Below are 16,041 nucleotides of genomic sequence, written 5' to 3'. Positions count from 1 at the left end.
CAAAGCAATACCTGTGTCGAATATCTGGGCAGGTCAAAACAACGTAGAATTGCGTCGAAAGTTAGATTGAAAGGCTGGCATTAATAAGGCGTAGTCGTTTGTCATTATTTATGACTGGGTGAGGTTAGGTGTGGAAATACTGTATATATTAGTCCCGATTGCTCTTATTTTTGTATTTATTGCCATTAAGGTGTTGTTTTGGGCAATCAACAATGGCCAGTATGACGACCTCAATACCGAAGCTCATAGAATTCTTTTCGATGAGCAGAAAAAAACAAACGATTCCTCACCGGGTAAAGACTCCGATAAACCTCAGAAGTAAATTCTCACCATTTCATGAGTTTTCTTGATATAGCGTTACTTTCCACGACGGTTGCTCTCGGTTTTTTTGGCAGCGGTCATTGCATCGCAATGTGCGGTGGTATCTGCAGTGCATTAAGTTTTGCTTTACCCCCAGCAAAACCCTGGTTACGAATAAAAATCTTATTGGGTTACAACCTCGGCCGAATTCTGAGTTACGTATTACTTGCCGTGATACTGACTTTTTTTACGCAACAATTTGCCATGGTACTTTCCCCAAATTTTGCTCAGCATTATTTATCGGGATTAAGATTTATCGCCGGTTTATTGTTGATTGCCATGGGATTTTATCTCGCCAATTGGTGGCGAGGCCTTGTGTATCTAGAACGTGTGGGGCAAAAATTGTGGAAATTTTTCGTCCCATACACAAAAAATTTACTGCCAGTTACCAGTTTTCCCAAGTCACTAATTTATGGCGCTGTATGGGGTTGGTTGCCCTGTGGGCTGGTCTACAGTGCCTTAGCGTTAAGCGTTGCTCAAGCCGACATGGTAAATTCCAGTTTGGCAATGTTCGGCTTTGGTCTTGGTACTTTACCGGCGTTGTTTGCGACGGGCATGCTCGCCGATAAATTCCAGAAATTATTGAATAACAAACACCTGAGAGTTTTTTTCGCACTTACCATTATTGTCTTCGGTGTTTGGACGTTGATGTACTCAGGGGATCATGATCACGGTTCTCATTCTGATTCGTCTTCGCATGACCATCATTCACATCACCATTAAGTATTGGCCAGTGGCCTGATTTTCGATTTGCCTTTATGATAGCGACACTGCTATCCAACGTTTGAACTCTGTACCTACTTAAGAGGCTTGATTATGGCAATTCGAATCAAAGGTACTATCGGTGCTGTTCCAGTCGATTTAGAAATCGATGGTATTTCATCAGAATTTTTTAGCCAGTTGGGCCAAGTATTTAACAACGAAGCTATTCACAGCGGAACTACTAACAACGAAGCTATTAACAACGAAAGTACGTTTGCCTCTGATTGCGAAAATCAGAGCGAAAAAACTGTATCTGATAATAACAATGCCCGTAACGCTGCTTCTAATAATCCAATGTTTTCTGGTATGCCAATTGACGAAGCGGTTCTGTATGTTAAATCTAAAACAGAGGTGAGTTCTGGCGAATTAATTGAATTTCTATCGACCAAAGGCTGCTCCGACGCTGATATTAAACGAACCATGATGCTCTTGCGTGAAGACTCCGAAATTAAAACTAAACAAGGTAGCGATTTTCAGCGAATCTATTTTTTCCCCGATTCTACTGATTAAGTGTGTTTCAATTGGTCAATTCCCACTTTCCCACATTTCATCGCTTTTTTCTTTTCTTTTCTTTTCTTTTTCTTTTTCCTTTTCCTTTTGCATCTGTAATGGCTGGCTTTTCTAGGCTGCACTAATTTTTGTTGCTTTAAATTAGCGTGAATGAGTTTCTTTCCAACTTCTATTATTAATCAAAGGCTCCTTAATTCTTTTCACATTTTTAATGACCTTAAAAATGTAATTTTATCGATAATATTCTGAAGCGTTCTTTTTAAAGCGTGTGTCTGCAATCTAGATTTAAGAAAGGTTGTGTTTCGGTTTTTGTTGATTAACTTCCCTTAGTGCAACGAATGCTAATCATTGAAACGATAATAAAACAAACCTTTCTCTAATAATTTAAAAAACGTTGATTGCCGTCTTAAGGAAAAAACCATGATAAATCGCATTTCGATTTCTGCGTTAGTTGCTTCTTTGTTTGTCTTGTCTGGTTGTGGAGGTAGTGGCGGTTCCACTGCTGAAGAAAAGTTATCCGCCCGACTGACAGTTAATCTAGAGGCAGCCAGTAATGGTGTTGGAATTGAAGCGTTCATGCTGCCCGATTCTGATGATTTCGACAATATACCTCAAGATCCTAATAATCCCATTACCGCCGCTAAAGTAGAGTTAGGTCAGATGCTTTATCACGAAACCGCGTTAGCAACCGCTGGTGTTAATTCCGGTCGAACCGGTACTTGGTCGTGCGCTTCTTGCCATCACGCCGCGGCAGGTTTTAAAGCGGGAGTTGTTCAAGGTATTGCCGAAGGTGGTGAAGGCTTTGGAATTGCTGGTGAGACTCGGGTCTTGGTGAGTGGGTTCGATGCGTTATCGTCCGACCCGACTCTGGTGCCTGATGTACAACCTGTGACTTCTCCAGCGGTGCTTAATGTTGCTTTCCAAGAAGTTATGTTGTGGAACGGTCAGTTTGGCAACATGGAAGGGGGTTTCGTTAACATTGGTTTGGATGACAATGTTTTATCAACACCCGGAACACCTAAAGCACATAACAGTCGTCAATTAGCCGGTGTAGAAATTCAAGCGGTGGCAGGTTTGGGCGTACATCGATTGAGTGTTACCGATGATTCTATCTTGCAAACGAATGCCGATTATCAAGCACTTTTTAATGCCGCATTTCCCGACGGAAGTGACGATGTATTAGAAGACGCAGCTAAAGCGATAGCCGCGTTTGAGCGGACCATTATTGCAAACCAATCTCCGTTTCAGCTTTGGTTGCGCGGTGATCAAAATGCTATGAGCGCAGAAGAATTACGTGGCGCTAATTTATTTTTTGAATCTGGTTGCAGTGATTGTCATCGTGGTGCGGCTTTCAGTTCTGACGTTGGTGCTACCGAAGATGAAATTTTCTTTGCTATTGGTTTCGCCGATTTTGATCCCAATAATTCTGCTGTAACTGGAAACGTTCCGGAAAATGCTGCCAAAGGTCGTGGTGGTTTTACCGGTGAATCTTCAGACGATTATAAATTTAAAATTCCGCAATTGTATAACCTCGCTGATACCAATGTGTTTGGTCATGGTGCGTCGTTTGATTCTGTGCGTGATTTGGTAGCATTTAAAAATACCGGATTATCGCAAAAATTACTGCCTGAGGGTGTGTTGGATTCACGTGTGGTTCCTTTGGGGTTATCGGAACAAGAAATCGATGATTTAACCGCATTTTTAGAAACCGCACTTTATGATCCAAATTTAGAGCGTTTTGTGCCATCGAGTGTTCCTTCGGGAAATTGCACACCGGTTAATGATGCGATTGCACAAATAGATTTAGGCTGCTGATTGTATTTAAGATGAGCGCGATGAAAGCTGTGCTAACGCGCAGCTTTTTTGTGTTTCTTTCTATGGTATTTTTTAACATTAATTTTGATTGATTGTTATTGTAAAGTTCTGAGTCAAGAGCTGTAATTACAAAGTTTGTGCGGTATTGTAATTCCTGTATTCAATGTTCTTTAACTCTCATGTTTTAATTTTGGTTTGCTTAAAACCACATTAGATCAATAAAAGTAGGGTGTTTTATGTTGTCTGTAGGAATTTTGGTGTATCCAGACGTAGAAGTGATGGATTTTGCTGGGCCGTTTGAAGTGTTCTCAACGTCGAATCGTGTTCAAGAAAATCCAAAGTTTGATGTCTTCTTAGTGGGTGAAGAATCGTTGGTGTCTGCACGTAACGGTTTTATGGTTTCGCCGCGTTATTTTCTCGATGATTCCCGATCGATTGATATTTTGCTCGTGCCCGGTGGCGTGCACGAACCGAGTATGTCGAATGAAAAATTAAATCACTGGATTGCAGAGAAAGCTCGACAAGCCAATACGGTTGCTTCTGTTTGTACCGGCGTTTTTCTGCTGGCCAATTCCGGCGTGATTGTCGATGGTCCCGTCACGACTCATCATGAAGACATTGAAGACTTGCGAAAAAGGTTTCCTGCATTAGATGTGCACTCCAATGTTCGTTGGATTGATCGTGGTGATGTTTTCGTTTCGGCTGGCATTTCTGCGGGTATTGATATGTCTTTAGAAATTGTTGCCCAGCTCTGTGGAAAAGAAATTGCCCTAAAAACCGCAGAAAAAATGGAATACACCTGGCTGGAAAAAACGGAATAGATTTATTGGGTGTCCTGTTTAATTTTAGATATGATATATCATAACATATCAGTGCGTTATGATATATTTCTAAAAAGATAATCTATGTCTAAATGTTATATATATTTTTTCTATAATAATATTTTTGTATTTAGTTTTTATTGATTTTTTCGTCCGCCTTTTAGGTTGCGTTCTGTTAACCGAATTCCAACAAAACAACGTTCTTTACGTTATTTTCTGCGTATATTTTGTAATGAAATAAATGCTAATATTGCGCGCTTAAAATTCGAATAAGCATTGTGTAGCTTGAAGTGAGTCATCGTAAGTTTTTGTGACCGCTCAAATTGATTCATTTAATTTTAGTTTCTAATTATTAGCGCTAAAGCAGAATTGTTTTTTTATTAAATAATAAATAGAGGTGGTAGTGTGATACATAAAGCGACTCTTAAAACCTGTTTAGTGGGCGCATTATTGGCAGCAACTGGGGCGGCAATGGCTGCTGAAAACTCTTCTTCTGTTAAACACACCGGTCCTGTGTGCGAAGGCTACGGCCCACAATCGCCACGTGACATTGATGTTTTAACTGGAACTAACTCAGTTAATTTCCAAATTGCTCGTCCAAGCTCAGAAATGAATTTGTGTAATATCCATTTTCACAATAACGCTGAACATAAAGCAAAAGACTTTTCAATTTTGAGTGGTGCTGGTGATAAACGCGGTTACCAATGTTCAATCAGCAATCAGTTGACCTCTGCTGAATTGAAAGCCCCTAAAGGCGATGTGTGTAATGGCTTAAAACCAGGTGATACCGTAGAAATTCATTGGGTTCACAGCTCGTGTGATGTTTCTCCAGGCGTAGGTCTTGGCGCTTGTGTTTCCGATAAGTGTTTAAACCCTGAATTGCGTGTTGAAGCTCAGGTTTTCACATTGGTTAACGATAAGTCGGCTATGCAATTTGGCGAATTCAACTACGATAAAGGTTCTGAGGGTGATTACCATCAGCCTGCGTCTTTGCCAATCACTACCGGTTCTCCAGTTGAATACTTAGGTTCCACTACTGGCCCTAAATACTCTGAGCAACAATGTTCACCTTACCAAGTAACTTGGAGCGTACGTCCTCACTGTGCAAAATTGGACATCAATAGCTTGGCAAAATGGTGTGAATCTAACGTCTTTAAAGAAGACCACGCTCACGGTGTTAGAAAGCTTGTTGTGACTCCAAGTCTACTTTCTGAAATTAAGTAGGCCACTGTTTCACGGTGAATTGATTGTAGAAAACAGTCATGCTGTAGATAATCAGTTCTCACGTAAACTCAGAAAACCAAAAAAGCCCCCTTAATTGGGGCTTTTTCTTGCCAGTTAATATCCCTTTCTAACGCAATACTTACCGATTTACCCTGTGGTTTTCTCTCGTAATAGTCGTTCATCGACTGCCAATATTATTCACCTCGAAAAGAGCGATTGCGTCTAATTTTTTCCGCCAACAATTGATTTAACGGGTGATAAAGGGGAATATTCACTTGAGAACCGTTCCTGAATCTTGTGAAATTGCGACTTAACCAAATAGTAGAGGTAAGTGCGTTGGCTAGTTCTAGGTGTGAAGACTCCAAAGAGACTGATGTATCGATGGAGCCCCCAAAAAGTTGTTGTCAGGCCAAACAAGATGCATCTCTATCAATCGAAGAGCCTGTTGCTCCTGCGGTAGCATCGTGTTGTTCCAAACCTGCGCCCTCTAAATCTTCTACTGAGAATCACTCCAGCTGTTGCCAACCCAAACAGAGCATTGATTGGCTTCTTTGGGGAAGTGTTACTGCGTGTTTGGTTGCCTACGCTCTGCATTTACTGCAATTGGATTTTGGCCTCGACCAAGTACATACCCTGGCACACAGCGTTTTTGAATTGCTGAATACCATGTGGTTCAGTTTAGTGCTGGCCTTTGTTTTTGTTGGTGTTTTAAGCCAAATTCCGCAATCGTTGGTGATGGCCGTTTTGGGGCGAGGTGGCAGTACTCAGGGGCTGGTTCGCGCAACCTTAGCTGGTGTGCTGATGGATTTGTGCAGTCACGGTATTTTGATGGTGGGCATGAAGCTCTATCAAAAAGGCGCCAGCTTGGGTCAAACGATGGCATTTTTGGTTGCCAGTCCTTGGAATTCTTTCTCTCTTACATTAATTCTATTTGCATTAATCGGTTGGCAGTGGACGTTAGCATTTATCGTATTGTCGATGGTGCTGGCGATTACCACCGGATGGATTTTTGAAAAGCTTGTTGCCAAAGGCAAGTTACCAGCTAACCCGGTCCCTTTGCCTCCGGTCAGTGATGTTCCAATTAAAACCCAAGCCAAAGAGGCGTTTCAGTCAATACAATGGAATCGCAAACTGCTTGAAACCGTTTGGCGCGAGTCCATCAGTGGCTCTCGTATTGTGCTTCGCTGGTTGCTCTTTGGTGTTGTGCTCGCGTCTTTAATTCGCGCTTTTGTCGACCCAGAAACTTTCCAGCAATGGTTAGGGCCAACTGCTCTGGGCTTGATGGTTACCTTAGTTGTCGCCACGGTTATTGAAGTGTGTTCCGAAGGATCTGCGCCCATTGCCGCAGATATCATGAACCGTACGTCGGCGCCCGGCAACGGTTTTGCGTTCTTGATGACCGGTGTGGCCACAGATTACACCGAAGTGATGGTCATCAAAGATACCATGAGCTCTTGGAAAATTGCGTTGTTCTTACCACTAATCACCGTGCCACAAGTGGTTGTAGTTGCCCTAATTTTAAATAACTTGGTGTAATGGCGATCTGTTTGGTTGGCTCTCGATTAGTGTACTCAATTACCATCAATAAACCCGCGTCATAAATTCACAAATTAATCGATACTGCCGCATTTAATTGAAACTTTTCTATGAAATAAAAGCCATAGCTAAGATCTCGACTGGGGATTAATGCGTTATGGCTTTACGCTCAAATCGACCTCTTGTGTGATTAGGTTTTGTAAGCAAGTGCTAACAAACTCCTAATGGCCTGGTGCTAGTTCAGCTTAAGCATAATCAGTACTGAAGCATGGCTTTATTTTTTCGTCTTTTTAGACGATAAAGGCAATACACAAAACATCGATAAATAATGTCTTTTTGACGCGAGCCCGTAATTTAGCGTAAGTAAATCCCCAGACATCGATAGAGTAAAAGACAAACACAGTTCAACTGGATTAAAGGAAGCATAGAATGTTGAAATCCACTAAAGCTCATTGGAAAAAACTAGCGCTGATTCCAGCGGCCGCATGCATGACCTTAGCACTCTCTCAAGGTGCGATGGCAGAAACAAAAGCCGAGAAAGCAATCCAGGCTGCTTTGGAAAGCTCTATTCGTAGCGACGACGATAAAAAACGAGACGAAGAACGTAAACCGCTTGAAACCTTAACCTTCTTTGGCCTAACGCCAGACATGTCGGTTATCGAGTTATTCCCAGGTCACGGTTGGTACACCAAAGTATTGGGTAATACTCTAAAAGAAGAAGGCCAGCTCTACGTTGCTATCGCCACGGATCGAGTTAAAAGACACAAAAAAGAATGGGACTTAGATGAAATTGAAGTTCTTTCTGAAGACGCCGAACTCAAAAAAACCGATATCGGCGGTGTGTTCAATGTTGAAAACCTAGAGTTCGACAAAACCGGCGTCGACATGGTTGTCACCTTCCGAAATATGCACAACTTTACGCCGGAAGCGCGCGCCGAACTCAACAAAAAAGTATTCGATGCATTAAAGCCAGGCGGTGTGTATGCGGTACTCGACCACACTCGCCGTCACATGCAACCCTACAGCCGTCCAGTATGGCGACGTGTTGATCCGGTATTAATGATCAAAGAAATCCAAGATGCTGGTTTTGAATTTGTCGATTACAGCGATCTTCACTACAACGATACCGACGCACTTGAAATTGATACTCGCAATAAAAAGTTCGAAGGCTACAGTGACCGTTTTACCTTGAAGTTTAAAAAGCCTGAGTAATGAATCTGTAGATTCTTATTTTTAGGGTCTGTTTGCTCTTTTCCAGTTCAGTAAACAGACCCTCACTTCTTAATATTGACCCTTTTTGTTCTTATTCCTTGCCACTCTTATCTGCTGAATAAATACGTTAGAATCTCTACTTTTAATTGTCGTAATTATTCATGCTGCCCACGTTCCCAATCTCTGATCTTTTACCGTCAATTCAAGAATCCATCAACCAAAACGATGAATTACTGCTAATCGCACCGCCTGGCGCCGGTAAAACCACGTTAGTGCCGTTGGCATTGCTCGATGGTTTTAGCGAGTCGGGAAAAATTATCGTTATTGAACCACGCAGAATTGCAGCGCGCACGGCGGCATCACGAATGGCGGAAATTCTTGAAGAGCCAGTGGGTGAAACCGTGGGTTTTCGGGTGCGCTTACAAACCCAGGTAGGTGCGGCGACGAAAATTGAGGTGGTTACCGAAGGGGTTTTTCTTCGTATGCTTCAAGCTGATCCCAGTTTGGAAGAGATCAGCTTGGTCATTTTCGATGAATTTCATGAGCGCAGTTTAAACAGCGATCTTGCGTTGGCATTAACGATTAATTCGAAAACATTATTTTCGGATTTGCGAGACAAGCCTTTAAAAGTGATTGTTATGTCTGCAACACTGGATTCTCACGGTTTGTCGCGGGCTCTATCAGAACACTTAGCGCGAGAAATTCCGGTTGTTGAAAGTCCAGGAAAATCTTTTCCTGTGGATCTTATTTATTCCGATAAAAATTACCACAGCGCTGACATAATTAAATCGGTGTATTCTTTTGCGGTTAATGGATTAACAAAAACCCAAGGCGATGTGTTGGTGTTTTTGCCGGGCGTTGGCGAAATTAACAAAGCACAAGATCATCTAAACGAAAATGGTATTCAACATTATTTTGGCCCCAACAGTGTAGAAGTGCTGTCGTTACACGGTGGTTTGTCATTGGAAGCTCAGAGCGCCATTGTTAAGCCGAAGTCAACTTCCGATCATTCCAACATTCGTCGCGTGATTTTAGCCACGTCTATTGCACAAACCAGTGTTACGATTCCAGGAATTACCGCCGTGGTTGATTCAGGGTTTGTACGACTTCCAGAATTTGATGCCAGAACCACGACAACTCGTTTAGTGACTCAGTCGGTTTCTAAAGCGACAGCAACACAACGCGCGGGCCGAGCTGGGCGTTTAGGGCCCGGTGTGTGTTTTAGAATGTGGAGCGAAGAGAAAGATTACCAATTACCGGATTTTGATACGCCCGAGATATTATCGTCTGACTTAACGGATTTATTGTTACAAATTAAATCCTGGGGTATTGACGATATTCATGAATTATTCTGGCTGGACTCACCCCCAAAACATTTATTGGGGGCGAGTTATACATTGCTCAATGATTTGGGTGGCTTTTGCAATAATCAACTGACGAATTTGGGAGAGCAAATGGCGGTGCTTCCTGTGTCGCCGCGTATTGCGAAAATGTTGTTGGTTGCGAAAGCGTTAAGTGTTGAAACATTAGCGTGTGATCTTGCTGCAATACTTCAAGATTATAAAAATAAAAACAACGCCGATGTTAATTTATTGCCTGTTGTAGAATTGTTAAATAATCGCTCCGGGAAAAATATTGGCAGAGCTTTTTCTCAAATTAAGGCGGTATCGAAGCAACTGTTAACATTAATAAAACCAGTTAATGTTGATGGTTTGGATTTTTCTTTTGATATTAACTCTTTAAAAGAGTCATTGTCGGTAAATTCTGAACATGATTTGTCTCTTGTAAGCTTTTTATTAGCGCAGGCGTTTCCAGACCGAATTGCGAAGCAAGTTCGGGGTGATAGTTATAAACTGGCGAATGGTCGCGGGGCAATGTTAAATGACGCTGATCCTTTAATTACTTCGCCATGGTTAATTGTTGCTGATGTGGGCGGACAGAAGAATCAATCCAGAGACAGAATTTATTCCGCCGTGCCTTTGTCTGCGGCTTTATTGGATGATGCCTTGTCTTATCTTGTGAAGCGCGAAACGCAGATTCGTTGGGATGAATCCGACGGCCGATTTGTTGCCGTAAATATTTTCAGGGTGGGTGACATTACGCTGAAACAAACATCGGTTGATAACGTTACTAACGAGCAAAAAACACAATCCTTAATGGATTGGATTAAACACAAAGGTGAGTCGGCTTTTGGGCGATTTACCTGGGATGATTCTGTTGTTCAATGGCGAGCGCGAGTTGAGTTAATAAAATCCATCGATGACAATGGCGCTTGGCCCGATCTATCCATCCAAGGATTACTTAACTCGTTAGATTTATGGTTGGAGCCTTATGTGTCAGAAGTTTCGAATTTATCGCAACTCAAAAACTTGCCGTTGGTATCGCAATTATCAAGCTTGATCGATTGGCAACAAAAGCAGCAGCTCGATGAATGGCTGCCTGAGAAAATACCGGTGCCTTCTGGTTCTAAAATTGCGATCGACTACACCGCCAATCCGCCGGTGTTAGCGGTAAAGCTGCAAGAAATGTTCGGTTTGGATCAATCGCCCAGATTGGCCAACGGTAAAATTCCTTTGAGCATACATTTGCTGTCGCCGGCGCGCAGGCCGCTGCAAATTACTCAAGATCTGGCCGGGTTCTGGAAGGGTTCTTATCAGGAGGTGCGCAAAGAGATGAAAGGTCGTTATCCCAAACACCACTGGCCAGAAGACCCTTACTCTGTGGCGCCTACAGCGAGAGCTAAACCCAGAAAACGATGACTCGGCAGCGATACTCGCCAAAATTGAATCCTTAGCGTTTAGCGGTGGAGTTTTGCGTTTTCAAAGTGCACGCCCTAGGTTACAATTCGCGCCTTTTCTAATCTGGGCGCGTCGCTAAGCTTTCGCCGTCGCGTTAAAAACGAGTAGATTGACGAACAACACTATGGAAATTGCACCTTACCAAAACGCATTGAAAGATCTGCAAAGCCGTACGGATACTCTTCGGGGGTATCTTTGACTACGCTGAGAAGAAAGATCGTCTCACCGAAGTTGAGCTCCTTTTAGCCGAACCTGATGTCTGGAACGATCAGGACCGCGCGCAAGCGTTAGGGCGTGAACGCTCCTCCCTTGAAGCGGTGGTAGATACCATCGATAAACTCGATCAAGGCGTCGAAGATGGCAGCGAATTGCTCGCGATGGCCGTCGAAGAAGACGATGAAGACCTGTTAGTCGATGTTCAAGCCGAAATCGACGGTTTAACCTCTCAGCTCGAAACCCTCGAATTCCGCCGCATGTTCTCTGGCGAAATGGACGAAAACAACGCGTTTTTAGATATTCAGTCAGGCTCCGGTGGCACCGAAGCGCAAGATTGGGCTGAAATGATTCTACGCATGTATCTGCGTTGGGGCGAGGCCCACGGCTTTAAAACTACGCTGGAAGAATGCTCTGCCGGTGAAGTCGCAGGTATCAAAAGTGCGACTATTCGTTTTGAAGGCGAATACGCGTTTGGTTGGTTGCGCACTGAAACTGGCGTTCATCGCTTGGTTCGCAAAAGCCCGTTCGATTCTGGCAACCGCCGCCACACATCATTCAGTTCGGTGTTTGTCTCCCCTGAAATCGACGATAATATCGAAATCGAAATCAATAAAGCCGATATTCGTGAAGATACTTACCGTGCCTCCGGTGCCGGTGGTCAGCACGTTAACAAAACCGACTCTGCGGTTCGCTTAACTCACATGCCGTCTGGTATTGTGGTGTCGTGTCAGAGTGAGCGTTCACAACATCAAAACCGCGACAAAGCTTGGAAAATGCTTCGCGCTCGTATGTACGAGCAAGAAATGTTGAAACGCAACGCGGAAAAACAAGCGATGGAAGACAGCAAGTCGGACATCGGTTGGGGCAGCCAAATTCGCTCTTATGTTTTGGATGATCAGCGCATTAAAGATTTGCGTACCAGTGTTCAAAGCAGTAATTGCCAAGCTGTTCTCGACGGCGATCTTGATCAATTTATTGAAGCAAGCTTAAAAGCGGGACTGTAAGTTTCCCGCTTTACCTAAATACAATCTCACAATTCTAAACTCCACTCAAAAAGCATACTTGGATTTTTTATGAGCGATAGCCAAAACAACACCGTAGCACAAGATGAAAACAAATTGGTTGCAGAGCGGCGCGCTAAACTCAAGAGTATTCGCGAAACCGCTGATGTAGCATTTCCCAACGATTTTCGCCCAGAAAATAAAGCTCTGGATCTTCAAACCAAGTTTGGTGAATTGAGTAAGGAGCAATTAGAAGCGGACAACAACGTTGTTTCTGTTGCCGGTCGTGTGATTCGTTCGCGCGGTGCCTTCATGGTATTGCAAGATGGCACGGCGACGATTCAGTTATACATTACTAAAGAAGCGCGTCCGTTTGCTAAATCGATTGATTTGGGCGACATCATTGGTGTTCGCGGCGCGTTGCATAAATCCGGCAAAGGCGATTTATACGTAAATTTAGAAGAGTACCAATTGCTGACGAAATCGTTGCGTCCGTTACCCGATAAATTTCACGGCTTGGCAGACCAAGAAACTCGTTACCGTCAACGCTATGTGGATTTAATTTCAAATCCAGAAGTGCGTGAGCTATTCACCAAGCGTTCGCAAATTATTAATTTTATTCGCAACTACCTGACTGAAAAAGAATACTTGGAAGTTGAAACGCCAATGTTGCAATCCATTCCTGGTGGTGCATCAGCGCGTCCATTTATTACCCATCACAACGCGCTGGATTTGGAAATGTTCATGCGTATTTCACCAGAGCTTTATTTGAAGCGTTTGGTGGTGGGTGGTTTCGAGCGAGTATTCGAAATTAACCGTAACTTCCGCAACGAAGGTTTGTCGACTCGTCACAATCCTGAATTTACCATGCTTGAGTTTTACCAAGCGTACGCGGATTACAATGACTTAATGGATTTAACCGAAGATTTATTGCGTAAAATGGCGCAAGCGGTTCTCGGCACAACACAACTTAAAAGCACCGAGAAAAACAGCGAAGGCGAAGTTATTTCTGAAAAAACCTATGATCTAGAAAAGCCTTTCCACCGTATCAGTGTCTTTGATTCTATTTTGCATTTTAACCCCGATTTAACTGCGGAAAATATTTCCAGCGTTGAAGCGGCACTGGTTGTGTGTGAACAGTTGTCAATTCCAACCAAAGATTCTTGGGGTCTCGGCAAACTGCAAATTGAAATTTTCGAAAAGACCGTTGAGCACCGCTTAGACGAGCCAACGTTTATCACCCAATACCCAGCAGAAGTTTCTCCGCTTGCTCGTCGTAATGACGATGATGCATTTGTTACCGACCGATTTGAATTCTTTGTCGGTGGTCGCGAAATTGCCAATGGCTTCTCAGAATTAAATGATGCTGAAGATCAGGCGGAACGTTTCATGGCTCAGGTTGCAGAAAAAGACGCCGGTGATGATGAAGCAATGCATTACGACGGTGATTATGTTCGCGCATTAGAATACGGTATGCCGCCAACTGCGGGTGAAGGTATTGGTATCGATCGTCTGGTGATGTTATTTACCGATTCACCTTCGATTCGTGACGTTATTTTATTCCCTGCGATGCGTCCGCAAAATTAAAGTGTGCTATCACTGATGAATCGTTGTTGATTTTTTTAATTGTTCTGATCATAAAAATCACCACTTTCGAAAAAGCCGGAATTTTATTTCCGGCTTTTTTTGTGTCTGTTAATTTAGCAGCCAACTACTTTGGATAGCGATAACCGTTTAAGGTGTTGCTCCTGTGTGTTGCATACCTGCTGATTTAATCGGTTGTATTTTTTATTGTGCATTGCGGAAATTACGATTTTATTTTGCAGTGCAAAATAGATTGTTATGAATTTCGTGGGGATATGTTTTCCAATCTCTTTAAAGCAAGCTTAATAATTTTTATATTTATTTTTTAAATTATTAAGTTGCAGGTGAATCTGTTGTTTGTGTTTTAAACCTGTGTTAGCGAAGTAGGATTTTTTAGGACATATCAGAGCTAACTTAAATAATAGAATATCAATTTGATCCCTTATTATTTAAATATACGACTTTAGGCGTAATTTTCTCTTTTTTTTGTTGGTAAAAAGGTATATAAAGTAAGTCTCGCTGGTATTCGTTAAAAATGCATGAAGCAGTCAAAATAATGATCGCTCAGTTGGAAAATTCTAATAATATCAACTAAGTTTTCTTGACCAGCGTCAAACGTATGTATGTGTCAACCTCAGGTTTCATGGTAGTGTTCTTTTAGTACTTAGGTGCTATTGTCGTATTTGAATGTTTTTGACCGAACCAACTCTCAAAAACGGTTAGTGTTAGTTTGCATAACCAGGTTCAAGATATATTCCAGGAAAATAATACTTCAAGGACTAGTTGATTAGAGGTGCGTAGTTAGACACCCGAGCTATCGCTATGCGTTCTGCAATTGATAGCTTCTATTACGTTTACTATGAACTATTTAGGCTTAGGAGGCTTAAAGATGTTGTTGAAGATTAAGGTGTCCGGCTCGTTGGTAGAAGCATGCAGTTTGTCTGAGTTAACTGATCCTTGTTCCAAGCATATCCGAGTAAAACAATTACGCGGTTACCGAAATGCTAAACCGGTTCATTTGTTAAAAACCGACTTAGTTTTTGTATCCGGTGAAGAATTACCAAATTGTTGGATGGAAGTGAATGCGCGTGGTCGTCGCGATTCATTAGCTCGCGCTAGTTAATTTTTAGATACACACTCAAAAACGAAAAATAATTATAATTAGAATAAAAACATTATTTTTATTTCTTAGGGTTTTTCCTCTTCAAGATTAATCGATAAACTGACTGTTAGCATACTAGCCTGATAGATTTAACATTCCTGTATTATTGAATCGTTGCTGTTTTCCATTTTGTATTTTCTGTTGTTTGTCTTCATTAAGCTTCATTGATTTTTAATGTCGTTGATTGCTGTGACTGTAATTTTTGATTCGCTTTTATTAGTCTTCCTATTTGAAATTTAAATTCAATATTCAGCAGTGAAGACTGCAAGGTTTAGCGGAAGAATTCTTGAAATGTTAATATAAGTGTTTCGAGACATAAGTCATAGTTAGAAGGTACTTTTCAACGTGGATTCAGCCTCTCCAGCCATTCAGTTACCAGAGTCTTGGTTGACCTATCTCCAAAGTGAGTTTGATCAAGATTACATGAAATCTCTCAAACAGTTTCTTGTTCAAGAAAAGCAATCGGGGAAAACGATCTATCCTCCCGGAAAGTTAATGTTTAATGCATTTAACAGCACCGATTTTGAAAACGTTAAAGTGGTTATCTTGGGGCAAGACCCTTATCACGGTCCCGACCAAGCTCATGGCTTGAGCTTTTCTGTACCGCACGGAGTCAAGGTTCCGCCCTCGTTGGTCAACATCTACAAAGAGATCGCTCGTGATCTCGGCATCGCTCCAGCGCCACACGGCTGCTTACAGCATTGGGCCAACCAAGGCGTGTTGCTCTTAAATGCTACCCTCAGTGTTCAGGCGGGGATGGCGGGTTCGCACCAAAACAAAGGCTGGGAACAATTCACCGACCAAGTGGTGGCGGCACTCAATGAGCATCGAGAGCAGTTGGTGTTTTTGCTGTGGGGATCGTACGCGCAGAAGAAAGGGCGAATCATCGACCGTGATCGGCACTTGGTGCTGAGTTCTCCGCATCCATCGCCCTTATCGGCTCACCGTGGATTTTTAGGCTGCGGCCATTTTAGTGAAGTGAATCGCTATCTGAAGGCTCATTCGAAAACTGAGATTGATTGGTCCTTACCAGAGTAATT

Annotated in this window: 13 protein-coding genes; all 13 read left to right on the top strand. The window is 42.5% G+C overall.

What is annotated here, in order from left to right:
* The first annotated feature begins 130 nt into the window (after positions 1-130).
* The 13 genes from ccoS (at position 131) to ung (ending at position 16,039) form a co-directional block, all read left to right on the top strand.
* Positions 131-322: a cbb3-type cytochrome oxidase assembly protein CcoS gene (ccoS, locus tag LU361_RS01625; RefSeq protein WP_233086569.1), complete on the top strand. Its 192-nt coding sequence runs from the start codon at positions 131-133 to the stop codon at positions 320-322.
* Between the two features lie 14 nt (positions 323-336).
* Complete coding sequence (locus tag LU361_RS01620; RefSeq protein ID WP_233086568.1) at positions 337-1,083, top strand: sulfite exporter TauE/SafE family protein; 747 nt, start codon at positions 337-339, stop codon at positions 1,081-1,083.
* A 93-nt stretch (positions 1,084-1,176) separates the two neighbouring features.
* Positions 1,177-1,632: a hypothetical protein gene (locus tag LU361_RS01615; RefSeq protein ID WP_233086567.1), complete on the top strand. Its 456-nt coding sequence runs from the start codon at positions 1,177-1,179 to the stop codon at positions 1,630-1,632.
* A 420-nt stretch (positions 1,633-2,052) separates the two neighbouring features.
* Positions 2,053-3,447: a cytochrome-c peroxidase gene (locus tag LU361_RS01610; protein ID WP_233086566.1), complete on the top strand. Its 1,395-nt coding sequence runs from the start codon at positions 2,053-2,055 to the stop codon at positions 3,445-3,447.
* A 236-nt stretch (positions 3,448-3,683) separates the two neighbouring features.
* Positions 3,684-4,268, top strand: coding sequence for a DJ-1/PfpI family protein (locus tag LU361_RS01605; protein WP_233086565.1), 585 nt, complete (start codon positions 3,684-3,686; stop codon positions 4,266-4,268).
* 405 nt (positions 4,269-4,673) lie between these two features.
* Entirely contained in the window at positions 4,674-5,492 is an 819-nt protein-coding gene (locus LU361_RS01600; protein WP_233086564.1) for a delta-class carbonic anhydrase, read from the top strand.
* A 336-nt stretch (positions 5,493-5,828) separates the two neighbouring features.
* A complete protein-coding gene (locus LU361_RS01595) occupies positions 5,829-7,028 on the top strand; it encodes a permease (protein WP_233086563.1) in 1,200 nt (399 codons plus the stop codon).
* A 429-nt stretch (positions 7,029-7,457) separates the two neighbouring features.
* Complete coding sequence (locus LU361_RS01590) at positions 7,458-8,240, top strand: class I SAM-dependent methyltransferase (protein ID WP_233086562.1); 783 nt, start codon at positions 7,458-7,460, stop codon at positions 8,238-8,240.
* A 161-nt stretch (positions 8,241-8,401) separates the two neighbouring features.
* Positions 8,402-10,999 (top strand): ATP-dependent helicase HrpB, encoded by a 2,598-nt coding sequence (hrpB, locus tag LU361_RS01585; protein WP_233086561.1) that lies wholly within the window; start codon positions 8,402-8,404, stop codon positions 10,997-10,999.
* A 163-nt stretch (positions 11,000-11,162) separates the two neighbouring features.
* Positions 11,163-12,258, top strand: a protein-coding gene (gene prfB / locus LU361_RS01580) for a peptide chain release factor 2 (RefSeq protein WP_233086560.1) whose coding sequence is annotated in 2 segments (ribosomal slippage) — positions 11,163-11,234 and positions 11,236-12,258 — 1,095 coding nt in all. Because the reading frame shifts where the segments join, the coding sequence is not laid out codon by codon here.
* A 69-nt stretch (positions 12,259-12,327) separates the two neighbouring features.
* Positions 12,328-13,842 (top strand): lysine--tRNA ligase, encoded by a 1,515-nt coding sequence (gene lysS, locus LU361_RS01575; protein ID WP_233086559.1) that lies wholly within the window; start codon positions 12,328-12,330, stop codon positions 13,840-13,842.
* An 886-nt stretch (positions 13,843-14,728) separates the two neighbouring features.
* Positions 14,729-14,962 (top strand): hypothetical protein, encoded by a 234-nt coding sequence (locus tag LU361_RS01570; protein ID WP_233086558.1) that lies wholly within the window; start codon positions 14,729-14,731, stop codon positions 14,960-14,962.
* A 384-nt stretch (positions 14,963-15,346) separates the two neighbouring features.
* Positions 15,347-16,039 carry a uracil-DNA glycosylase gene (gene ung / locus LU361_RS01565; RefSeq protein ID WP_350337988.1) on the top strand — a complete coding sequence of 231 codons (693 nt, stop codon included), beginning with the start codon at positions 15,347-15,349 and terminating at the stop codon, positions 16,037-16,039.
* Positions 16,040-16,041 lie beyond the last annotated feature (2 nt).

The sequence above is a fragment of the Sessilibacter corallicola genome, from assembly GCF_021290925.1.
Classification (GTDB): domain Bacteria; phylum Pseudomonadota; class Gammaproteobacteria; order Pseudomonadales; family Cellvibrionaceae; genus Sessilibacter; species Sessilibacter corallicola.
Note: the sequence above shows the minus strand (reverse complement) of the source record. Positions and strands in the feature narration are given on the sequence as shown.